The sequence below is a fragment of the Microbacterium sp. AK031 genome (assembly GCF_024807145.1).
Classification (GTDB): domain Bacteria; phylum Actinomycetota; class Actinomycetes; order Actinomycetales; family Microbacteriaceae; genus Microbacterium.
On sequence record NZ_JANUCA010000002.1, the window covers coordinates 537,543 to 558,527 of the forward strand.

The following is a 20,985-nucleotide window of genomic DNA, read 5'->3' on the forward strand; positions in this document are numbered from 1 at the left end:
CCGGCCTCCTTCGCGGGATCAGCCCAGCAGTTCCTGGAACAGCGTGAACTGCTCGCCGACGAACTCGGTGAACTCTGCCGAGTCCCGATAGACGACGAGGTTGCCGGCATCCTCTTGGAACTTCGTGTAGCTGTCGGATTCGACGGCTTCCTTGATGGCCGCCTCGAGCGTGGCGTGCACGTCGTCCGGCAGACCGGTGGGCGCATAGATGCCACCCCAGCCACCGAAGACGAGCTCGGTGCCGACGGCTTCTTCCGCGGTCGGCACGTCGGGCGCATCGGGGTGACGCTCGTCGTTCATCACAGCGAGGATGCGCACGGCGTCGCCCTGCGACAGCGCCTCACCGAGTCCGGAGACCGCGGCGACGGTCTCGCCGGAAGCCGCCGCGGCGACAGCTGGCGCACCGCCGTCGTACGGAACCGGGGTCACCTCGCCGCCGGTCTCGGCTCCGAGCGCGATGCTGGCCGCCTCCCAGATCGACCCGGCACCCGAGTTGGCGATCGTGACCGGTGCGGTCTTGGACTGCGCGACGAGATCCTCGAGCGTCTGGATGTCGCTTGTGGCCGACACCGAGATGACTCCAGGAGCCAACATGATCTGGCCGAGCATGTCGAAGTTCTCGGGCAGGACGTTGGCGTCTTGCGTGGTGTTCAGCATGGCGATCTCGACGGGGCCGAAGCCGATCACGTAGCCGTCCGGGTCCTGCTCGGCGACATACTCCATCGCGAGCGCGCCGGCAGCACCGGGCATGTTCTCCGGGATGACGCTGACATCGAGGATCTTCTCGAGTTCGGTGGCGAGCGCGCGCGACGAGAGGTCGGAGCCTCCGCCGGGGTTCGCCTGGATGATCAGCCGGATGTCCTTCTCGGGGAAAGAGGACGCGGCATCGCCGCCCTCTTCGACCTTGGTGCAGCCGGACATCACGAGTGCTGCTGTGGTGAAGACCGCGGCGGCGGCGAACACGCGGTTCATACGCTTGATGGGCATCTTTGCTCCTCTTTGAGTGCAGGTGGGGACCTTACCGACTGGCCGAGCGTAGCATTGTTGACTGTTAACAGTCAACGCGAAGCAAACCACTGACGCCGATCAGGCAACTGCCTCAGGGGCGCCGTTGCGAGAGTTCGCTCAGCATCCGGTCGCGCGCGCCGTCGAGATGCTCGGTGAGTACAGCGGCTGCCTGCTCAGGTGAGCCGCTGCGCATGACGTCCATGAGCCTGACGTGATCACCCGACGACTCATGCAGGTCGTCGTCATGATTGATCGTCACTTCGAGAAGTGCCGCGAACGTGGGCAGGTACTGACTCCACGCACCCGCCAGTCGTGGATGGTCGGCGAGGGCGTAGATCTGCGAGTGGAACTCAAGATCCGCAGCCACGAATGCCGCGTGATCACCGGAGTCTGCCGCTGCCCCCATTCGCCCCACGGCCGCAGCCATCGCCGTCCAGCGCGACGGATCCTCGACCCGCATCGCGCGCGACAGCGCCAACTGCTCAAGAGCGCCTCGCAGACTGTAGAGCTGGTCGACATCGTCCCGGCTGAGGCCGACGATGTACACCCCGCGCGGGCGCTGCACCTCTACCAGCTTCTCGAAGCTGAGCTGCATCAGCGCGTCACGAATCGGACCGCGACTGACGTCGAACTCCTCCGCGAGCGCTTCCTCGGTGATGCGCTCGCCTGGTGCGAGCTCTCCCCGCACGATCCGGTGTCGCAGCACGCCGGCGACCTGGGCGCCAAGGGACTCAGCGCGCTTCACTGTCTGCATCACGACGCCCTCCTGTTGACTGTTGACAGGATACACACCTCCTCGCGTCCTCTAGCACAATCACCCTCACCGCCCCCTGAGACTCCCGCGCTCGCATCTGGCAACGTGGCATCCATGCAGCCGAGCAAGACGCGATCAGCAGTCATGACTGCACTCAACGACGACGCCCCCTCGATCCTCCTGCAGGGTTACGGTTTCGGCGCGCGCATCTGGCAGAGGGTGCGCGACGGCGCCAGATCGGCGCCGATGCGGCTCCTCGGAGACGACACCATCTTCGTACGCGGAGCCGGGGTCGTTGAGCTCTTCTATGACCAGCGCAAGGGCGCGCGCCACGGCGCGATGCCGGCGATCGTTCAAGAGATGCTCTTCGGACACGGTTCCGTCCACAGTCTCGACGGCGACGAGCACCACCACCGAAAGTCGACGTTCGTCCACGTCACCTACGAAGACGCGCAGGTGGCAAGGCTGCCGCCGCACCTCGACCGGGAGCGAGGCGGTTCGAACAGGTGCGCTCGAGGCTGCGGAGGGCACTGCACGAGTGGGCATGGCACCGCAACACCGACCGAGAGCTGCTGCCGGCTCGAACCGCCGGTGTCGAGCTGCAGAACAGCATCCGCCCGATGATCGCGGTCGCCCGCTTCGTCGCTTTCGCAGCGAAGGAGCTGCACGATCGTCCCGAGTGGCGCGATCGCATCGCGGCCGAGACGGCGGAGCGCGGATCGCTCGTCAGCGGCCCACTCGCGACGGCGTTCGCGCAGGAGATTCGTCGGACGGCACCGATCGTGCCGATGCTGCCCGGTCGTGCCATCGCCGACATCGAACTCGAAGGAGAGAAGGTGACTGCTGGAGGTCGGGTGGTTCTCGACATCCTCGGCACCAATACCGACGAGCTGTCATGGGAACGGGCCGATGAGTTCGACCCGGCACGATTCGTCGGTGTCGAAGACTACGAGTCACTCACGGCATTCATCCCGCATGGCGGTGCAGACGTGGCATCCGGTCACCGCTGTCCGGGCGAGAAGCTCGCGATCGCCGGTATGGCCGCAGCCGTTGCCACGTTGAGCGACCCGCGCATCGCGATAGCCGGGACAGGCCTTGAGGTGAATCGGCGACGCCTTCCGACCAAGCCCGCATCAGGCGGTCGCGTGCGATCGGCAGACGCCTCCGCGTCGCGCTGCCCGTTCCGCTGAGGCCGGGCCGCGCGGGTTCAACTCTCGCCGCGCCCGCCCGGCCGCCACAGCACGATGTCGGTGGAACGGCGGATGCGCCGACCGCTCGGCACGGGAACGACGCCGCTCGCCCCGGCAGCGAAGACGCGCACGCCTGGGCGGTTCTCACGCTCAGCGCGCAGCGCCCCTTCGAGATCGAGCACTCGGCGGCGCAGCATCCGCACCTCATCCTCGAGATCGAGCAGGCGGGCGATCGCCGGCAGGCTCATGCCGTCGGCGGAGAGACGTGCGACCTCGCGAAGTTGAGCGATGTTGCGTGCCGAGTAGCGGCGAGAACCCCCGCGCGTGCGACCGGGGACGACGAGGCCTATCCGGTCGTACTGACGCAGAGTCTGCGGGTGCATGCCTGCGAGTTCGGCGGCGACGGCGATCGCGAAGATCGGGGCATCCTCATCATCGACCATCGCGATCACCGTCCTTTCGTGCTCTTGGTTTCGACTCTACGTCTCGACTCGTTGCACTCGCTTCGTTCGCTCAACGACCCGCGGATTGGCCTCCGTGCGTCATACCTGCGCCTTCGACATCAGGTCGGCGCGCGGGTTCTCCTTCGGTTCCAGGTCGTGGAACTTCTGCAGCGCTTCGCGCGCCGCGTCGTCCAGGTGCGTCGGCACCGCGACCTGCAGTTCGGCCAGGAGATCGCCGGTGCCCTTCGACGATGCGACTCCGCGGCCCTTGACGCGCAGGACGCGTCCCGACGGTGTGCCTGGTGCCACACGCAGCTTCACGATGTCGCCGGCGAGCGTCGGAACCTCGATCGTCGCGCCGAGCGTCGCTTCGGTGAAGGTCACCGGCACCGTGAGGCGCAGGTTCAGACCGTCGCGCGTGAAGACCGGATGCGGGCGCACCTTGATCTGCACGACGATGTCGCCGTTCTCCCCGCCGTCGGGCGAGGGGCGCCCGCGGCCGCGCAGACGGATCTTCTGTCCGTCGGCGACGCCGGCGGGGATCTTCACCTTGAACGGCTTGCCGTCCTCGCCCTGCAGGGTGATCGTCTCGCCCTGCACGGCGGTGGTGAAGTCGAGCGTCGTGCGCGCCGTGACGTCCGCACCCTTCTGCGGTCCCCCGAAGCCACGATAACCGCCGCTGGTCTGACCGAAGCGCCCGGAGCCGAAGCTTCCGCCCTGACTCTGGTTGAACATCGCGAAGATGTCCTCGAAGTCGGCGTTGCTCTGACCCCGCCCGCCCTGACCGAACCGGCTGAACACGTCTTCGAAGCCACCGGCTCCGCCGCCGCTCGCAGTGAATCGCGCGCCCGAGCCCATGGCTCGGATCTCGTCATACTCCTTGCGCTGCTCCGGATCGGAGAGCACCGAGTACGCCTCGCTGATCTCTTTGAACATCGCCTCGGCCTTCGCATCACCCTGATTGGAGTCGGGGTGGTACTTGCGCGCGAGTTTGCGGTACGTCTTCTTCAGATCCGCATCGGAGACATTCTTCTCGACGCCGAGCGTCTTGTAGAAGTCCTTGTCGAACCAGTCCTGGCTAGCCATCGATCACCCGCCTACTCAGCGGGCACCGCGACGACGACCTTCGCCGGACGCAGCTCGACATCGCCGAGGCGATAGCCCACTTCGACGACCTCGAGGATCGTCGAGGATTCCGCTCCCGGAGTCGGCTGCTGGAAGATCGCCTCGTGGTGCTGGGGGTCGAATTCCTCGCCCTTCTCGCCATAGGCGACGACACCGAGACGTTCGACGACCGTGCGGATCTTCTCGCCGATCACGAAGAACGGCGTCCCCTCGACGAGATCGCCGTGCTGGGTCGCCCGGTCGAGATCATCGAGCACAGGGATGAGACCCTTGGCCACCTCGCCCTGGGCGCGGTCGATCTCGACCTGACGCTGCTCTTCGGTGCGCCGACGATAGTTGGCGTACTCGGCCTGGAGGCGCTTGAGGTCGTTCAGCAGCGTGGTCTCGAGGTCTGCGAGCACAGCATCCTCTGCCGCGGCCTCACCGGTCTGCTCCGCCCCGAGGATGTCGTCGATCGTGAGCTCGTCCTCAGCCACGTCGAAGGGTTCTTCGTCAGATCCTTCGGCGGCAGCCGCCTCGGAGGAGTCGGGGTTCTCGTGCGGTGACGGGCTTTCCTGCGGCGATGGGCCGGATGCCGCAGCATCCGACCCCTCGTCCTCAGGAACCTCGTCGTTTTCGTCGAAGTTCTTCTTCGTCATTACTTCTTCTCGTCCTCGTCGTCGACGACCTCGGCGTCGATGACGTCTTCCTCAGCGGAAGCGTCGTCGGCCGGAGCCTCGCCCTCAGCGGACTCGCCTGCAGCGGCATCCGTCTGGGACTGTGCGTAGATCGCCTCACCGAGCTTGCCCTGGGACTCGTTCAGCTTGTCGAACGCCACCTTCACGGCGTCATCGTCTTCGCCTGCGAGCGCCGTCTTCAGAGCATCGACGTCAGCCTGGACGGTGTCCTTGACGTCAGCGGGGAGCTTGTCCTCGTTCTCCTTGATGAGCTTCTCGATCGAGTACGACAGAGTCTCGGCCTGGTTGCGCTGCTCGAGAGCGTCGGCGCGCTTCTTGTCCTCAGCGGCGTTCTCCTCGGCCTCGCGGACCATGCGCTCGATGTCTTCCTTCGACAGCGACGAGCCGCCGGTGATGGTCATCGACTGCTCCTTGCCCGTGCCCTTGTCCTTGGCGGACACGTGCACGATGCCGTTCGCGTCGATGTCGAACGTGACCTCGACCTGCGGGACGCCACGGGGAGCCGGGGCGATGCCGGTGAGTTCGAACGTGCCCAGCGGCTTGTTGTCGCGAGTGAACTCGCGCTCGCCCTGGAAGACCTGGATCGCGACGGACGGCTGGTTGTCGTCTGCCGTGGTGAAGGTTTCGCTGCGCTTGGTCGGGATGGCCGTGTTGCGCTCGATGAGCTTGGTCATCCGCCCGCCCTTGGTCTCGATGCCGAGGCTCAGCGGGGTGACGTCGATGAGCAGAACGTCCTTGCGCTCGCCCTTGAGGACTCCGGCCTGGAGAGCGGCGCCCACGGCGACGACCTCATCGGGGTTGACGCCCTTGTTCGCTTCCTTGCCGGTCTCGCGCTTGACGAGGTCGGCGACGGCGGGCATACGCGTGGAGCCACCGACGAGCACGACGTGGTCGATGTCGGCGACCTTGACGTTCGCTTCGCGGATGACGTCCTCGAAGGGCTTCTTGGTGCGATCGAGCAGATCCTTGGTGAGGTCCTCGAACTTCGCGCGCGTGATCGTCTCACTCAGCGAGACGGGACCCGACTCCGTCAGCGACAGGTACGGCAGGTTGATCGAGGTGCTGGTCGAGGAGGAGAGCTCCTTCTTCGCCTGCTCTGCAGCCTCCTTCAGACGCTGCAGAGCGATCTTGTCACCCGAGACGTCGACGCCGCTGGTCTCCTTGAACTGCTTGATGAGGTGGTCGACCAGGCGCTGGTCCCAGTCGTCACCGCCGAGGCGGTTGTCGCCTGCGGTCGAGCGCACCTGGATTGTGGAGAAGTCGTCGTCCTTGCCCACCTCGAGCAGCGAGACGTCGAACGTTCCGCCACCGAGGTCGAAGACGAGGATGAGCTCGTCCTCCTTGCCGCGGTCGAGGCCGTAGGCCAGAGCGGCGGCGGTCGGTTCGTTGATGATGCGCAGCACGTTGAGGCCTGCGATCTCGCCGGCCTCCTTCGTGGCCTGGCGCTCGGCGTCGTTGAAGTATGCGGGAACGGTGATGACGGCATCCGTCACGGTGTCGCCGAGGTAGGACTCGGCGTCGCGCTTGAGCTTCATGAGGATGCGCGCGGAGATCTCCTGCGGCGTCCACTTCTTGCCGTCGATGTCGAAGCTCCAGTCGGTGCCCATGTGGCGCTTGACGGATGCAACGGTGCGGTCGACGTTCGTGACGGCCTGACGCTTCGCGGTCTCACCGACGAGCACCTCGCCGTCCTTCGTGTATGCGACCACCGAGGGAGTTGTGCGGAAGCCCTCGGCGTTGGCGATGACTTTCGGCTCGCCACCTTCGAGGACGCTGACGACGGAGTTCGTCGTACCGAGGTCGATTCCAACAGCACGTGCCATGTGATTCTCCTTCTATTGCTGACGTTGGTTGATTCGCAAACCTGCGGCGACCAGGCAAACCTGAGTCGCGATGGCTCAACTGTACCTACCGATCGAAAAGTTGTCAAACAAACTTGATACGACTGCGCTCAAGTTTACTCGGAGGCTAGGCTGACCTGCATGAGCAGCATGCGCACGAAGGCCTCCCCGTCCCGCCTGGCTGCGGGTGCCGTCATGGCGCTCGCGATCCTGCCGCTCAGCGGATGCCTGTTCAACTCCATCCCCGCCGACACACCGGCGGCTGAAGACCCGATCAGCACTCCTGAACCGACCACCGGCGGCGACTCAGGGGAAAACGACGGAGCGCCCGCCACCCTCTCGTTCGAAGACGGCGATCTGCTTTCGGACTCCGTGTACATCGAATGGGGCGACGGCCTCATGACGGATGACGGATGGGAGACCACCTCTGCTGACGACGGCAACGGTGGGTGGGCGTACGGCACGATCGACGGCACATGCACGGCGCAGTTCTGGCAGGGATACACCTCAGATGTGCAGGTCACCCCTGGGGACGACAGCGCGTCCTCCGATGCGATGCTCGGCGCGATTCTCCAGACGGATGCCGCGACGATCACCCCGAACGCCGTCGACGGCGCCTTCAGCTACCAGGTGGGCGGGAACACTGACGTCGCGAATCGGCAGATCACAGGTCAGGATGGCGATCGCACGTGGATCATGTCGGCTCGCGCCTTCGCCACACCCGGTCTCGGCGTCTACCTCATCGTCGATTGCACCGGCGGTGACACGAAGGCCGTGCTCGCGGAAGTCATCGAGAAGAACGCTCTCATCGCGTACTGATCATGCGTACGGATCTGGAGTAGCACTCCGCTCCCGTTCAGGACGTCTGCGCATCGACCCAGCGGGTGATCTCAACGGAGAGATGCGTGGGGGCATCGAGCTGGATGAGGTGCCCGGCGCCGTCGATGACGGAAAGCGACGAACCGCGGATCAAGGACTGCAGTCGATGCGCACGGTCGACGGGGATCCACGTGTCGTCGGCGCCCCAGATGACGTGCGTTGGGTGGTCGATCAGAGGATAGAGCGACTCCACTTCGTCCGTGTAGCGCTCGTCGGCCTGCGCGATCTGGCGGTAGAACGCTGATTGTCCGGCCTCTCCCGTCCATGGAGCGACGAGCATCTCGAGCTCCTCCGCGCGGAGGCCGCGATGGCTGGCACCGCGGATGTAGGCCTCCACGGCACCTCGATGCACGGCGGCCGGCAGTCGGGCGAAGACGTCGGCATGCTGCTGGACGAGCGTGAAGAAGGGTGAGCCCCACGGGTGGAGTGCGACGACGTCGACGAGGCAGAGCGAACCGTAGCGAGCAGCGTGCAACAGGCGGGCCCGCAGCGCCACCGCTCCGCCGAAGTCATGCGCGATGACGTGCGGGCGGTCAAGACCCCACTCATCGAGGAGCGCGGCGAACAACTCGCCTTGCGCACCGAGATCCACTGCGTGAGCGGCATCCATCGATGATTGGCCGTAGCCGGGCATGTCCCAGAGATACACGGTGTACCTCGTGGCGAGCGCATCCGCGAGCGGGCGCCACAGCACCGATGACCATGGCGTCCCGTGCAGGAACACGAGCGCGGGACCAGACCCGAAGCGGTCCCAGGCGACTTTGCGCCCTCGCCACTCGAGCGTCTCCCGGAGTTCGTACGTCATCATCTGAGCATCATCCGCCAGAAGCAGAGCATTCCATCACTTGCCGCCAGGCGGGCCGATCAGAAGCAGCACCACATAGAGCAGGATCACCGCGGCGGCGATGAGCACCACAAGAACCCACGCGCGGCGCAGGAACCAGCGCATCGTGCGGTCGTACCAGGTGCGGTCCTGCGGGTGGTCGCTCTCTTCCAGACGCCAGTCGCCCTTGAGCCGCCCGGTGCGGTGCAGCCAGATCTCCATCGGAATCGTCGCATAGGGAACGATCGCGCTGGCCACGGCGAGCACTCCGACGCCGATCGACCAGCGCTGGTTGAACGCCACGAGGATCGCCGTCGCGCCGTAGGAGAGGAAGACGAATCCGTGGATGCCACCGCCGATCGTGACGACGATTCCCGGCGCTCCGACCGCACGCGCGATCAGCGCGGCGATCAGGATCGTCCAGGTGATGGCCTCAGCGATCGCGAGGGCGCGGTAGAGATGGGCGGGCGTACGGAACATCGTGCTCCTTGCTGATCTGGGTGCTTCCACAGTACGCGTCCGGGTTATGCGCTATCTCCCTGCGGGACTTGAGCGCTTCGGTGCGGTCACACGGAACTCTGACGCTAGAAGCCGACGGCGCCCCATAAGCACAGCCCGCCCGCCACCAGCAGGACGACCCACGATAAGTGCCGTGCCCGCGTGAACCAGATCGGAAGCACGGCGCTCACGATGAAGGTGGATCCGATCACCCACGAGCACGGTCGACGTAGGCGCGCCCAGCGCAATGGCGAGGAGCACACCGGCTAGACCCACGAAGAGAACCGTCGTGCGGTGCCAGGCGAACCGGATCGTCCCGGCTGTGAAGGACGTGCCTCCGAACAAGCGGGGAAGGTCGTGCGTCAGCAGCCAGCCGATGATGTACTTCTCACCGAGGATCGAATGCGCGGCGCCGAGCGCCGCGATGAGGACGGCAGCGGCGATGAGCGCGATCGTGACCATGGTCTTGAACGTAGCCAAAGCGTCGGTCGCGCATCCCGCCGGAATAGTCCCGCGCCCTCCGGCGTTGGGGACAGAGGCGAGAAGACCCGCGTTCTCCCCGAGGCAATGCCCTGTTGCCCACCGTGACGCCGTTGTCTGCACGCCACCACCCGATCTCCTACCATCGAAGAGCCATGTCGACATCTCTGACCACGTCCGAAGAACACACGCGCTGGCGCGCCGAGCGGCGCGATGCCGTGACGGCGCGGACCGGCAATCTCGCACTCATCGAGACGCGTTGGACCGGATCCGAGCGGCCCGACCTCGCCGCTGAACAGGCCTCAGCCTCCGTCACCGTGACAGCACTCGAGCGCAAGGACCTCACGACAGGCGAGGCCGAGTACGGCCTGCGGATCTGGGACGCCGAGTCACCGGCCATCAGGGCATTCGACCACATCGACACGTACGAGTACGACCCGGATTGGGTGATCGAGGCGCAGTTCACACCGGTCGACACCGACCGCACCGTGCCGTTCGAGCACATCCGCGACAACGGCGGCTCTCGCGAACTGGTCGTGCCCGGCGACATCACCTTCACCCTGGGCGGCGTCGAGCACCGGCTCGCCGCGTTCGACGACGCCGGTTCGCTGCTGCTCGTCTTCGGCGATGCCACGAACGGCACGGAGACGTATGGGGCCGGACGCTTCCTCTTCGTGCCGCGAGGTGCCGCCGAGTTCGGCTCCGCGGGCACTGTCATCCTCGATTTCAACCGCGCCTTCGTGCCGCCATGCGGCTTCTCGGCGCAGTACAACTGCCCGATGCCGCCGCCGCAGAACCGCTTCACCGAGCCGATCCGCGCCGGAGAGAAGAACGTCGTCTTCCAGGGCGACTTCGACATCTACGCCGCGCTCTGACTCACTACCGAACACGCCCAGGAGAACCCTTTGAGAAGTCCACTCGCGCTCGTCGCGGCCATCGCCGTCTCGGCACTCGTCCTCGCCGGCTGCTCCTCGAGCGGAAGCGAGACGGCCGAAGAGGACGCCGGCATCCACATCGGCTCGCTCTACGAACCGCAGAACCTCAGCAACACGCAGGGCGGCGGGCAGGGTGTCACCGAGGCCTTCAACGGCAATGTCTACGAGGGCCTGTACCGGCTCACGGATGACGGCGAAGTCGAGCCGCTGCTCGCGACGGATGCCGAGAAGAGCGAAGACGGGCTCACCTACACGGTCACTTTGCGCGACGACGTGACGTTCCACTCCGGCAAGGCCCTCACTTCGGCAGATGTGAAGGCCAGCGTCGAGGCCGTCACGGCTGAGGACTCGCAGTCGGCCCGCGCCTCGGCCTTCGCTGTGATCTCCGGCATCGAGACACCGGACGAGGCGACCGTGGTCTTCACGCTCTCCGAGCCGTCGATCTCGTTCCTGTACAACCTCGCGTACATCTGGATCGTCAACGGCGAGGCGACCGATCTCACCACGACCGAAGACGGCACCGGACCGTACACGCTCGACGAGTGGAAGCAGGGCAGCACCCTGACCCTCACCCGCTGGGACGACTACTGGGGTGAGGCCGCCAAGAACGGCGAGGTCGTCTTCAACTACTACACCGACGCGACAGCGCAGAACAACGCGCTCCTCACCGGCGAGATCGACCTGATCACGAGCATCCAGAGCCCCGACGCCCTGGAGCAGTTCGACAACGACTCGTACACGATCAGCGAAGGAACCTCGACGACCAAGGAGCTGCTCGCTTTCAACGACCGCGTCGCGCCCTTCAACGACCCGCTCGTGCGCAAGGCGATCTACTCGGCGGTCGACACGAAGAAGCTGCTGAACTCGATCTGGGCCGACTACGGCACGCTCATCGGATCGATGGTGCCGCCGACCGACCCCTGGTACGAAGACCTCACCGACGTTAACCCCTACGACGTCGACCTCGCGAAGCAGCAGCTCGCCGAGGCGGGCTTCCCTGATGGCTTCGAGTTCACCCTCGACACCCCCAGCTACGACCCGCACCCCGCCGTCGCGGAGTTCCTGCAGTCGCAGCTCGCCGAGGTCGGCATCACGGTGAACATCAACACCATCAGCGCCGACGAGTGGTACACGAAGGTGTTCAAGGAACGCGACTTCGAAGCGACACTGCAGGAGCACGTCAACGACCGCGATGTCGTCTGGTACGGCAACCCCGACTTCTACTGGGGCTATGACAATGCCGACGTGCAGCAGTGGGTCGCGGAAGCCGAGCAGGCGGCCACACCGGAGGAGCAGACCGAGCTGCTCAAGAAGGTGAATCGTCAGATCGCCGAGGATGCCGCGAGCGTCTGGCTCTACCTCTACCCGCAGATCGTCGTCGCCTCGGCTGACGTCACCGGATACCCTGTCAATGGCCTGAATTCGCAGTTCTTCGCCTACGACATCGTCAAGTCCTGATCCGCTCGCAGTGTGTGCGGGCCCTGGACAGCGGCCCCACACACTGATTCCTCGTGCTCATGCTCCCCTATCTCCTCCGTCGCTTCGCGTTCCTGGTGGTGTCGCTCGTCGTCGCCATGATCGTGATCTTCGTGCTGCTGCGGCTGCTGCCCGGTGACCCAGCGAACGCGCTGCTGTCGGTGGATGCCACGCCGGAGCAGATCGCCGCAGCGCGGGCGCAGGTCGGATCTGACCAGCCCCTCGCGCAGCAGTTCTTCATCTGGGCGGGGCAGATGCTGCGCTTCGACCTCGGCGACTCGTACATCAGCACACTCCCGGTCGCGCCGGAGATCGCATCCCGCCTTCTGATCACCCTCCCGCTGACGCTCCTCGCATTCGCGCTGGCTCTGGTCATCTCGGTCGTCGTCGGCATCACTGCCGCCGTCAAGTCCGACCGCTGGTACGGATCGGTGCTCTCCGGATTCTCGCAGCTCGGCATCGCTGTCCCGGTGTTCTGGGTCGGCATCATCCTGGTCTGGATCTTCGCCCTCGGTCTCGGCATCCTTCCCTCCGGTGGCTTCCCTCGCGAGGACTGGGAGGATCCGGGCGAGGCGCTGCGCGCCCTCGCCCTGCCGGTCATCACGATCGCTCTCGTCATGAGTGCCTCGCTCGCCCGCTACGTGCGCGCGGCAACACTCGATGTGTTGGGCAGCGACTATCTGCGCACCGCGAGAGCCAGCGGCTCCGGTCTCGGCGAAGCGCTGCTTCGGCATGGGCTGCGCAACGGCGCCGTGCCAGTGGTCGCCATCCTCGGCATCGAACTGTCGACCACCCTGCTCGGGGCGGTCGTGGTCGAGAGTGTCTTCTCGCTTCCCGGCCTCGGCAGCATGCTCCTGACCGGGATAGCACAGCACGACTTCGCGAACATCCAGGGCGTGCTCGTGGTGAGCACCCTCTTCGTGCTGCTCGTCGGCTTCGTCGCCGACATCGGCCAGCGACTGATCGATCCGCGGTTGCGCGGCAGCGTGGCAGGAAACCGATGAGCACCAGCTTTGTGGAACAGCACGTCGAACAGCAGTTGGAGGATGCCGCGCCCCGGCGCCGCATCGGCCGTCACGCGACCCTCGTGCTCGGACTCTCTCTGACCGGCGTCGTCGTGCTGCTCGCCATCGTCTCGCTCGTGTGGCTGCCGTACCCGCCCTCCGACATCAGCGGCGGGCGGTTGGAAGCACCCAGCCTCGAGCACCTGCTCGGCACCGACAAGCTCGGTCGCGACCTGTTCACGCAGCTCATGATCGGCGCACGCATCGCGTTGCTCGTCGGGATCGGCTCCGTCGCCCTCGCTGCCGTGCTCGGTGTGCTCATCGGCCTCGTCGCCGCGTTCGCCAAGCCGTGGGTCGACGATTCGCTCTCCGCCACGCTCGATGTCGTGATCGCCTTCCCCGTACTGCTGCTGGCGATGCTCGTCGTCGCCGTGCAGGGCGCCTCCCTGTGGTCGGCGATCCTCGCGATCGGACTCGCCATGTCCGCCGTCGTCGCCAGGCTCACCCGCATCCTCACCCGTCGCGTGCTGCAGGAGCAGTTCATCACCGCGGCGCGCACGAGCGGCACGCGCTGGCACGGCATCGTCCTGTTCCACGTGCTGCCGAACATCGCGCCCACGCTCGGTGTGAACCTCGCTCTCCAGTTCGGCGCCGCGGTGCTGGCCGAGGCGAGCCTGTCGTACCTCGGCCTCGGTGCTCCGCCGCCCAACGCCTCATGGGGCCGTCTGCTGCAGGAGGCACAGGGCACGGTGCTCGCGGCCCCGTTCGGAGCCATCGCACCAGGCATCGCGCTGGTCACACTCGTGCTGGGCGTGAACTTCGTCGCCGACGGCCTGCGCGATTTCGTCGATCCCACCCGCAGGAGGCAGCGATGAGGCTTCTCGACGTCTCCGGCCTCACCGTCTCGGCCGGGCAGCAGCGGCTGGTCGACGACGTGTCGTTCACGATCGCGCCGGGCGAGCGCGTCGGCGTGATCGGCGAATCCGGCTCGGGAAAGTCCGTGACCTCCCTCGCGGTCACGGGGCTCCTGGCAGATGCGCTCACCGCCTCCGGATCGGTGCTGCTAGACGGCACGCAGGTCATCGGCACCCCGGACCGTGGGCTTCGTCCGCTGCGCGGTCCGGTGGCCGGCATCCTGTTCCAGGAGCCGCTGACCGCGCTCGATCCGCTCATGCGCGTCGGGCGGCAGATCGCCGAGCCGATGCGCCGCCATCTCGGTCTGCGCGGAGTATCGCTGCAGCATGCCGTGCACGCGGCTCTCGGAGACGTCTCGCTGCCCGATCCCCGGTTCGCGAAGGCGTTCCCGCACGAGTTGTCCGGCGGGCAGCGGCAGCGCGTCGCCACCGCGATCGCCCTCGCCGCGCGGCCGAAACTGCTGATCGCCGACGAGCCGACCACCGCGCTCGATGTGACTGTGCAGGATGAGATCCTCACTCTGCTCGACCGCCTCGTGGCCCAACGAGACATGGCGCTCATGTTCATCAGCCATGACCTCGCCGTCGTGAGCCGCATGACCGACCGAGTCGTCGTGATGCGCGGCGGTCGGGCGGTCGAGCAGGGCACAGTGGATCAGATCGTCGGCGAACCGCACGATCCCTATACGGCTGCGCTGGTCGCGAGTGCGCGCGCTCTGGATTCCGCGCTCGACACGCCTGCCTCCCCACCTGTGGACGGGGAGGTGAGCCGATGAGCATTCTGGAACTGCAGGGCGCGGGATTCGCCTACGGCCACCGCACCGTGGTCGACGACGTCTCCCTCAGCGTCTCCGCAGGCGAAGCCGTCGGCCTCGTCGGAGAGTCCGGCGCCGGCAAGTCCACGATCCTGTCGCTGCTGCTCGGACTCGCCACACCCCGCACAGGCAGCGTGCTCTTCGACGGCGCGCCGCTCGACCGCCGCGATCGTCGCCTCATGCGGCGATTCCGCGCGTACGTGCAGACCGTGTTCCAGGATCCGTACTCCTCTCTCGATCCCCGTCAGCGCATCGATCGGATCGTCGCAGAGCCCCTGCGCTCGCTCGGCATCGCGAGCGGTGACGAGGCACGTCGGTCAGTGATGGATGCCGTCGCCGCCGTCGGCCTCGATGCCGATGTGCTGCGGCGATACCCGCACGAGTTCTCCGGCGGCCAGCGGCAGCGCATCGCGATCGCGCGCGCCGTCGTGTCGAAGCCTCGCTTGCTGCTCGCCGACGAGCCGGTGAGCGCGCTGGATGTCACCACCCGCATCCAGGTGATCGAGCTGCTGCAGGCGCTCCGCCGCGAGACGGGACTCGCACTCATCATGGTCTCCCACGACCTGAGCGCCGTCGCCGCGCTCTGCGAACGGACCGTCGTACTGCAGCATGGCCGCGTGGTCGAAGCCGGATCGACCGGCGATGTGCTGCACGACCCGCAGACCGGCTACGCCCGCACGCTCGTGTCGGCGATCCCACGCCTGCCGTCTTCGCCCTCCGCGGAATAGGCTCCGCCGCCGGATCGTTGCCACCACCATGGCGACGATCGATCAGGCGACACTTGAGCGCGTGCTCTCGAGCGTGAATGTGCTCTCCGGGGGCACGCGCCGCGTCGAGCTGCCGGCATCCGGAGCGCTCCCGCTCACCGATGGCGTCGTGAGCTTCGTGCACGTGGTCGCGGGCGTTGTGCGCGGCCATCCGCCGCTCTCCAGCGGCTGCACCCTCGGCATCGACCGGAACACCCAGACCATCAGCGTCAGGCAGCCGAGCACGCGCGAAGAGCTCGGCGCCGGCGGAGCACTGCTCACGCTGGGTGATCGCTCGGTCATACTCGACGCGCCGGACGGCGCCACTCTCGTCGTCGGCGAACTGCAGCTCACCGACCCGACGTCGCTGCACATGGTGCCAGGTTTTGCGGTGGTCAGTGAGTTCGCCGCACTCGAGCCCGCGGCCGCCGCTCTGGCCGCGCAACTGGGGCTCGATACTCCCGCCGATCCGAACAAGCGGTACGGCGACCCCGTGATCTGCCGCATGATGGCGACCACCGTGCTGCTCTCGGTGATCCGCGCATGGGCGGAGAACGGCTGCGCTCCCGACGAATGGGCGGCGCGGACGCGCGATCCCTTCCTCGACCGGGTACTCACCGCGATTCATCAGGCGCCAGGACGCGATTGGACGGTCGACTCGCTCGCCGGCGTCGGAGCGATGTCGCGCTCGGTGTTCGCCGAGCGTTTTCGCTCCGTGATCGGCCGGTCTCCGGCGAGCTATGTCACCGACGTGCGAATGGATGCCGCGAGGTCGCTGCTCGCCGCCGGACGCACCGTGTCGGAGACGGCGAGAGAGCTCGGCTACTCCTCGGATGAGGGCTTCAGCCGCGCGTTCCGCCGCCACGTCGGGATGACCCCGTCGGCATGGCGGGCGCAGCGCGCAGGCGTGCCGGCCTAGTACTCGGGCCGGTCACAGCCGTACGACGGCGAGCCTCGGAGGCCGGGTGCCGAAGCGCGGAGCTCAGCCGCGCACGCGGTTCGAGAGTCCGAACAGCACAGCTCCCACGACGAGCGCGGCAGCGCCGAGGCCGTACGAGGGTTCCACGCCGATGCTGTCGACGAGTACCCCTCCCACGCCGGCGGCGACCATGATAGCGGCCTGGAATCCGACCACGACGAGGCTGCCGCCGGCTTCGAGGCGATCGGGCATCCGGTGCCCGACCCAGGTGTTGACCACGATCAGCCACGATGCGAAGAAGAAGCCCCAGACGAACACGGCGATCGCGACGCCGAGCACCGAACCGGACAGCAGGATCGTCGCGGCCACCGCGACCGCGATCACAGCGGGGGCGAGCACGGCGAACAGCCGGAACGAGCGGTCGATGATCAGCCCGATCGTGAGGTTTCCGATCAGGCCGCCGACGCCGAACACCGCCAGCAGCACGACGATCGTGCCGGCGTCGACTTCCGGAATCCGCTCGAGCGCGAGACGGACGTACGTGTAGGCGAGGAAGTGACCGAGCACGACGAGGACGTGTCCGGTCAGGCCCAGCCCGATGCCGGGGCGCCGGATCGTGTCGGCGAGCAGCGCGAAGCTCGATGTCTGCGCTGCGGGCACGGGCGGCAGCATGGTGCGCAGCGCCACCGCGAGAAGGCCGGTGACGACGCCCGCGAGCGCGAACACCCCGCGCCAGTCCATGATCTGGCTCAGCATGACGCCGACCGGGACGCCGGCGACGGTTGCGAGCGAGGTGCCCGCGGAGGTGAACATCACGGCGCGTCCGAGTCGTTCCGGTCCGGCGATCCGCACCGCGACCGTGATCGACATCGACCAGAAGGTGCTGAGTGCCGCACCGAGCAGGAAGCGGGCGATGAGGACGATGATCAGATTCGGCGAGATCGCGACGATGAGGTTCGATGCCGCAGCGGCGAGCGCCATCCATACCAGCAGAGTTCTGCGGTCGATTCTTGGGAACACCATGCCGACGGTCGGCGCGACGAGGAGGCCGACGAGCGCGGTGACCGTGACGGTCTGCCCTGCCTGGCCGGGGGTGACGCCGAGCGCGTCCGCCATCTCGGTGAGCATGCCGTTGGGCAGGAATTCCGCCGTGACGAGCAGGAAGCTCAGCAGCATCATTACGACGAGAGCGCCGTAACGGATCCGCTCGGCAGGGGCGGAGACGTTGATGGGTACGGGCGCGGTCGTTGTCATCGTCCCATGCTGACAGGCGCGCGGATGCCGCACCCGACCGGGCGTCCGCGGCATCCGACCATTCGTCCGCGGTCGGGACTCCTGGATTCGGCACATCACGTGACACACCCGCACCCTCGCGGTAATGTCGGAGGGTACCGGGATCTGCCCGGGAAGAAACGAGCGGAAGGAGCCTCAGATGTCCAACGTCTTTGTCGCGCCTCTCGCCGACATCCTTCCCCTCGAGGCCACCCGCTCCTGATCAGCGTGTGGTCTCCCTTCCGGAGCAACCACCGTGGCTGAACCATTCGCGTCATTCGACGCATCCTCTTCTCTCTCCTTCGCCGACGTCGATCCTGGCGACGACCAACGCTGGTCCACGTGGCCGGCGATCACCCCGTCCGAACGCGGACCGCAGCCGTGGCCGGCGTGGGTCGTGACGTCTGCCGGCGCGCTCGACACCGAGCTCGGCATCCTCAAGACCGGCAAGGAGGCCGACGTGTTCCTGATCGAACGTGCCGTCCCCGATGATCCGACGCAGCGCACGCTGCTGGCGGCGAAGCGGTATCGCAGCGAGGAGCATCGCTCCTTCCATCGGTCGGCGGTGTACACCGAAGGCCGCCGTGTGCAGAATTCGCGCGACGGACGAGCTCTCGCGAAGAAGTCGTCGTTCGGACGCGGGGTCGCCGCCGCCGAGTGGTCGTTCGCCGAGTTCAACGCGCTATGCCGGATGTGGGACCTCGGCGCCCCGGTGCCGTATCCCGTGCAGGTCAACGGCACCGAGTTGCTGATGGAGTTCATCGGCACCGATGCGACCGCCGCTCCTCGACTCGCACAGGAGCGCGGCGACCGTCGCGTCCTCGCGGACTACTTCACTCAGATCGTCGACATCATGCGTATCTTCGCGGCTGCCGGCTTCGCGCACGGTGACCTTTCGCCTTACAACCTCCTCGTGCACGACGGGCGTGTGCGGGTGATCGATCTGCCGCAGATCGTCGACATCATCGCGAACCCGCAGGGGCTCGATCTGCTGCACCGAGACTGCGTGAACGTGTGCGACTGGTTCATCAGACACCGAGTCGAGTGCGATGCAGAGGATTTGTTCGCCGAATTGATGGCTTCTTCGTACACCTGAGGATGTCGATCTCGCACTTACGGAGGACTATGCCCGCGCACGCCTCGACGCGTTCGCAGGCTCGTCCGGTTCTGGAAATCGGAGCACCTCTTCGAGCAGGGCGACGAGCGGCCTCGGCATGCTCTCGACGGGGAGTGCGTCGATGATGTCGGCCGCGATTCTCGCTTTGCGTCCCGCAGCGGTGCCGGCGAAACGGCGCAGCTGCGCCTCGATGGTGCGGGTGCGCTGCGCCGGCTGCGTCTGGAACATCCGGAACCGCCTGAGTTCGCCGCGCTCGGCGAGCGTGTCCAGCACGAGATCCGGGCCGGCCGCCGCGATCACCTCGTCTTCGAGGTCGCGCTCACAGCCGAAGAAGCCCAGGGCTTCCGGATCGCCATCCTCCTTGAGCATGCCGCGCCGACCAGGGCGCCGCGGCATGCGTCGACACTACTCGCGGCCTGCCAGAGCGGCGCGCCGCTACCTCTCGTTCACCGGATCCCGCCAGACTTCGAGCATGAGCGCTTCCGCACCGACGGCCGACGGCCACGAACGCCCCTCTCGCAGCCGCGGCGTCCTCGCCTGGGCCCTGTGGGACTGGGGATCCGCCGCATTCAACGCTGTCGTCACGACCTTCGTTTTCAGCACATTCCTCGCGAGTCAGCTGTTCGTCGACCCCGAGATCGTGGCCGCGGCGGCCGGTGACGCGAAGGACCCGGCGCTCGTCGCCGCACTCGCCGGGAACGCCAGCCTGGTCGGCTGGGCACTCGCCATCGCCGGGGTTCTCATCGCCGTCCTCGCTCCTGTGCTCGGCCAGCGTTCCGACGGCACAGGGCGACGCAAACTCTGGCTCGGCATCAACACGGGCCTCGTCGTGCTCGCCATGGCCGCGATGGTCTTTGTCGTCGGCGCTCCCGAGTACCTCATCCTCGGTGCGACGCTGCTCGCCGTCGGCAACGTCTTCTTCGAGTTCGCCGGAGTGAACTACAACGCCATGCTCGTGCAGGTCTCCACGAAGGAGAACATGGGCCGCGTGTCGGGCTTCGGGTGGGGAATGGGCTACGTCGGCGGGATCGTGCTGCTGGTCATCCTGCTCGTCGGCTTCATCGGCTTGGTCTCCAGCCCCGGTCCGCTCGGTATCACCACCGACGGCGGCCTGCACATCCGGCTCGCCGTGCTCGCCTCAGCCATCTGGTTCGGCGCTTTCGCGATTCCCGTGCTACTGCGCGTCCCGGAGATCCCGGCGCGCGAATCGCAGAACCGCGTCGGGTTCTTCCGCTCCTACGCCGTGCTCGCCGGCACGATCTCGAAGCTCTGGCACGGCAACCGTCAGGTGCTGATGTTCCTGGTTGCCAGCGCCGTGTTCCGCGACGGACTGGCCGGCGTCTTCACCTTCGGCGCGATCATCGCCGCACAGGTCTTCGGGTTCTCCAGTTCGCAGGTGCTCTACTTCGCCGTGGCGGCCAACGTCGTCGCGGGTATCAGCACGATCCTCGCGGGCCGCCTGGATGATGCATTCGGGCCAAAGCGGGTGATCATGACCTCACTCGTCGGGCTGGTCGTGGCCGGCACCGCCGTGTTGTTCATCGGCGATGCGCAGCTGGGCTTCTGGATCGCCGGACTCATCCTGTGCATGTTCGTCGGGCCCGTGCAGTCGGCGAGCCGGTCGATGCTGGCACGCATCACACCGGAAGGCCGCGAGGGCGAGATCTTCGGCCTGTATGCGACCACGGGTCGCGCCGTGTCGTTCCTGGCACCCACCCTGTTCGCCCTGTTCGTCGGCCTCAGCGGCGACACCCGCCTCGGCATCCTCGGCATCGTGCTCGTGCTGCTCGTCGGACTGGTGCTGATGATCCCCGTGAAAGCCAAGCAGGCCGTCATCGAGTAGCGCTCAGGCCGCTCAAAGGAGGAAAGTGCCGGTCATTCCGCGGCAATGTCAAGTGGTGGGAGCAACGCCGGGGTCATGCGGCGAGTAGTAGCTCGTTGAGTCGGTTGGCTGGAGTCTGTAGCTCGAGAGTCGGTCGGGGTCGACGATTCAGCGTCGCAGCGACCCGGCGCAGGTCCTCGGGCGTGTGTGTGGAGAGGTCCGAGCCCTTCTCGAACCAGAACCGCAG

23 protein-coding genes are annotated in these 20,985 nt (G+C 66.7%); 11 read left to right on the plus strand and 12 right to left on the minus strand.

Annotated features, from left to right (window positions below; translation table 11 throughout):
• Positions 1 to 18: 18 nt before the first annotated feature.
• From HDC95_RS07910 to HDC95_RS07920, 3 genes are all read right to left on the minus strand, one after another.
• Complete coding sequence (locus HDC95_RS07910; RefSeq protein ID WP_259062793.1) at positions 19 to 987, minus strand: tripartite tricarboxylate transporter substrate binding protein; 969 nt, start codon at positions 985 to 987, stop codon at positions 19 to 21.
• 112 nt (positions 988 to 1,099) lie between these two features.
• On the minus strand, positions 1,100 to 1,762 hold the full coding sequence (locus tag HDC95_RS07915; protein ID WP_259062847.1) for a GntR family transcriptional regulator: 663 nt from the start codon (positions 1,760 to 1,762) through the stop codon (positions 1,100 to 1,102).
• Positions 1,763 to 1,897: 135 nt separating this feature from the next.
• Positions 1,898 to 2,173: a hypothetical protein gene (locus tag HDC95_RS07920; RefSeq protein ID WP_259062794.1), complete on the minus strand. Its 276-nt coding sequence runs from the start codon at positions 2,171 to 2,173 to the stop codon at positions 1,898 to 1,900.
• A gap of 95 nt (positions 2,174 to 2,268) precedes the next feature.
• On the opposite strand from HDC95_RS07920, the gene HDC95_RS07925 reads away from it, so the two are divergent.
• Positions 2,269 to 2,952 (plus strand): cytochrome P450, encoded by a 684-nt coding sequence (locus HDC95_RS07925; RefSeq protein WP_259062795.1) that lies wholly within the window; start codon positions 2,269 to 2,271, stop codon positions 2,950 to 2,952.
• 17 nt (positions 2,953 to 2,969) lie between these two features.
• Here HDC95_RS07925 and HDC95_RS07930 read toward each other — a convergent pair whose 3' ends face one another.
• From HDC95_RS07930 to dnaK, 4 genes are all read right to left on the minus strand, one after another.
• Positions 2,970 to 3,395 carry a heat shock protein transcriptional repressor HspR gene (locus tag HDC95_RS07930; protein WP_259062797.1) on the minus strand — a complete coding sequence of 142 codons (426 nt, stop codon included), beginning with the start codon at positions 3,393 to 3,395 and terminating at the stop codon, positions 2,970 to 2,972.
• A 99-nt stretch (positions 3,396 to 3,494) separates the two neighbouring features.
• Positions 3,495 to 4,481, minus strand: coding sequence for a DnaJ C-terminal domain-containing protein (locus HDC95_RS07935; RefSeq protein WP_259062799.1), 987 nt, complete (start codon positions 4,479 to 4,481; stop codon positions 3,495 to 3,497).
• A gap of 11 nt (positions 4,482 to 4,492) precedes the next feature.
• Positions 4,493 to 5,158 carry a nucleotide exchange factor GrpE gene (grpE, locus tag HDC95_RS07940; RefSeq protein WP_259062800.1) on the minus strand — a complete coding sequence of 222 codons (666 nt, stop codon included), beginning with the start codon at positions 5,156 to 5,158 and terminating at the stop codon, positions 4,493 to 4,495.
• Positions 5,158 to 7,020 (minus strand): molecular chaperone DnaK, encoded by a 1,863-nt coding sequence (gene dnaK, locus HDC95_RS07945; protein ID WP_259062802.1) that lies wholly within the window; start codon positions 7,018 to 7,020, stop codon positions 5,158 to 5,160. The genes grpE and dnaK overlap by 1 nt, the downstream gene beginning before the upstream one ends.
• A gap of 159 nt (positions 7,021 to 7,179) precedes the next feature.
• Here dnaK and HDC95_RS07950 point away from each other — a divergent pair, with 159 nt between their 5' ends.
• On the plus strand, positions 7,180 to 7,857 hold the full coding sequence (locus HDC95_RS07950) for a hypothetical protein (protein WP_259062804.1): 678 nt from the start codon (positions 7,180 to 7,182) through the stop codon (positions 7,855 to 7,857).
• Between the two features lie 37 nt (positions 7,858 to 7,894).
• On the opposite strand, the gene HDC95_RS07955 is transcribed toward HDC95_RS07950, so the two are convergent.
• The 3 genes from HDC95_RS07955 to HDC95_RS07965 are packed head-to-tail and all read right to left on the minus strand — an operon-like array spanning position 7,895 to position 9,700.
• Entirely contained in the window at positions 7,895 to 8,725 is an 831-nt protein-coding gene (locus tag HDC95_RS07955) for an alpha/beta fold hydrolase (RefSeq protein ID WP_259062806.1), read from the minus strand.
• A 33-nt stretch (positions 8,726 to 8,758) separates the two neighbouring features.
• A complete protein-coding gene (locus tag HDC95_RS07960; protein WP_259062807.1) occupies positions 8,759 to 9,220 on the minus strand; it encodes a DUF3817 domain-containing protein in 462 nt (153 codons plus the stop codon).
• Positions 9,221 to 9,271: 51 nt separating this feature from the next.
• Positions 9,272 to 9,700 carry a hypothetical protein gene (locus HDC95_RS07965; protein WP_259062808.1) on the minus strand — a complete coding sequence of 143 codons (429 nt, stop codon included), beginning with the start codon at positions 9,698 to 9,700 and terminating at the stop codon, positions 9,272 to 9,274.
• 173 nt (positions 9,701 to 9,873) lie between these two features.
• Here HDC95_RS07965 and HDC95_RS07970 point away from each other — a divergent pair, with 173 nt between their 5' ends.
• The 7 genes from HDC95_RS07970 to HDC95_RS08000 are packed head-to-tail and all read left to right on the plus strand — an operon-like array spanning position 9,874 to position 16,527.
• The gene (locus HDC95_RS07970) at positions 9,874 to 10,593 is read left to right on the plus strand and encodes a DUF1684 domain-containing protein (protein ID WP_259062809.1); all 720 of its coding nucleotides are present in this window, start codon (positions 9,874 to 9,876) and stop codon (positions 10,591 to 10,593) included.
• Positions 10,594 to 10,623: 30 nt separating this feature from the next.
• Entirely contained in the window at positions 10,624 to 12,111 is a 1,488-nt protein-coding gene (locus tag HDC95_RS07975; RefSeq protein WP_259062810.1) for an ABC transporter substrate-binding protein, read from the plus strand.
• A gap of 59 nt (positions 12,112 to 12,170) precedes the next feature.
• The gene (locus HDC95_RS07980) at positions 12,171 to 13,133 is read left to right on the plus strand and encodes an ABC transporter permease (RefSeq protein ID WP_259062848.1); all 963 of its coding nucleotides are present in this window, start codon (positions 12,171 to 12,173) and stop codon (positions 13,131 to 13,133) included.
• Positions 13,130 to 14,008, plus strand: a complete 879-nt coding sequence (locus HDC95_RS07985) for an ABC transporter permease (protein ID WP_259062811.1) — start codon at positions 13,130 to 13,132, stop codon at positions 14,006 to 14,008. The genes HDC95_RS07980 and HDC95_RS07985 overlap by 4 nt, the downstream gene beginning before the upstream one ends.
• Positions 14,005 to 14,823, plus strand: a complete 819-nt coding sequence (locus HDC95_RS07990; RefSeq protein ID WP_259062812.1) for an ABC transporter ATP-binding protein — start codon at positions 14,005 to 14,007, stop codon at positions 14,821 to 14,823. The genes HDC95_RS07985 and HDC95_RS07990 overlap by 4 nt, the downstream gene beginning before the upstream one ends.
• Entirely contained in the window at positions 14,820 to 15,590 is a 771-nt protein-coding gene (locus HDC95_RS07995) for an ABC transporter ATP-binding protein (protein ID WP_259062813.1), read from the plus strand. Before HDC95_RS07990 ends, HDC95_RS07995 begins: the two co-directional genes overlap by 4 nt.
• 28 nt (positions 15,591 to 15,618) lie before the next feature.
• Positions 15,619 to 16,527: a helix-turn-helix transcriptional regulator gene (locus HDC95_RS08000; RefSeq protein WP_259062815.1), complete on the plus strand. Its 909-nt coding sequence runs from the start codon at positions 15,619 to 15,621 to the stop codon at positions 16,525 to 16,527.
• A gap of 63 nt (positions 16,528 to 16,590) precedes the next feature.
• Here HDC95_RS08000 and HDC95_RS08005 read toward each other — a convergent pair whose 3' ends face one another.
• Positions 16,591 to 17,781 carry an MFS transporter gene (locus tag HDC95_RS08005; RefSeq protein ID WP_259062817.1) on the minus strand — a complete coding sequence of 397 codons (1,191 nt, stop codon included), beginning with the start codon at positions 17,779 to 17,781 and terminating at the stop codon, positions 16,591 to 16,593.
• A 274-nt stretch (positions 17,782 to 18,055) separates the two neighbouring features.
• Here HDC95_RS08005 and HDC95_RS08010 point away from each other — a divergent pair, with 274 nt between their 5' ends.
• Positions 18,056 to 18,895 carry a serine protein kinase RIO gene (locus HDC95_RS08010; RefSeq protein WP_259062820.1) on the plus strand — a complete coding sequence of 280 codons (840 nt, stop codon included), beginning with the start codon at positions 18,056 to 18,058 and terminating at the stop codon, positions 18,893 to 18,895.
• Between the two features lie 27 nt (positions 18,896 to 18,922).
• Here the strand turns inward: HDC95_RS08010 and HDC95_RS08015 are convergent, their stop codons facing one another.
• Entirely contained in the window at positions 18,923 to 19,312 is a 390-nt protein-coding gene (locus HDC95_RS08015) for a hypothetical protein (RefSeq protein WP_259062822.1), read from the minus strand.
• A gap of 76 nt (positions 19,313 to 19,388) precedes the next feature.
• Here HDC95_RS08015 and HDC95_RS08020 point away from each other — a divergent pair, with 76 nt between their 5' ends.
• Positions 19,389 to 20,759, plus strand: a complete 1,371-nt coding sequence (locus tag HDC95_RS08020) for an MFS transporter (RefSeq protein ID WP_259062824.1) — start codon at positions 19,389 to 19,391, stop codon at positions 20,757 to 20,759.
• The last annotated feature ends 226 nt before the right edge of the window (positions 20,760 to 20,985 follow it).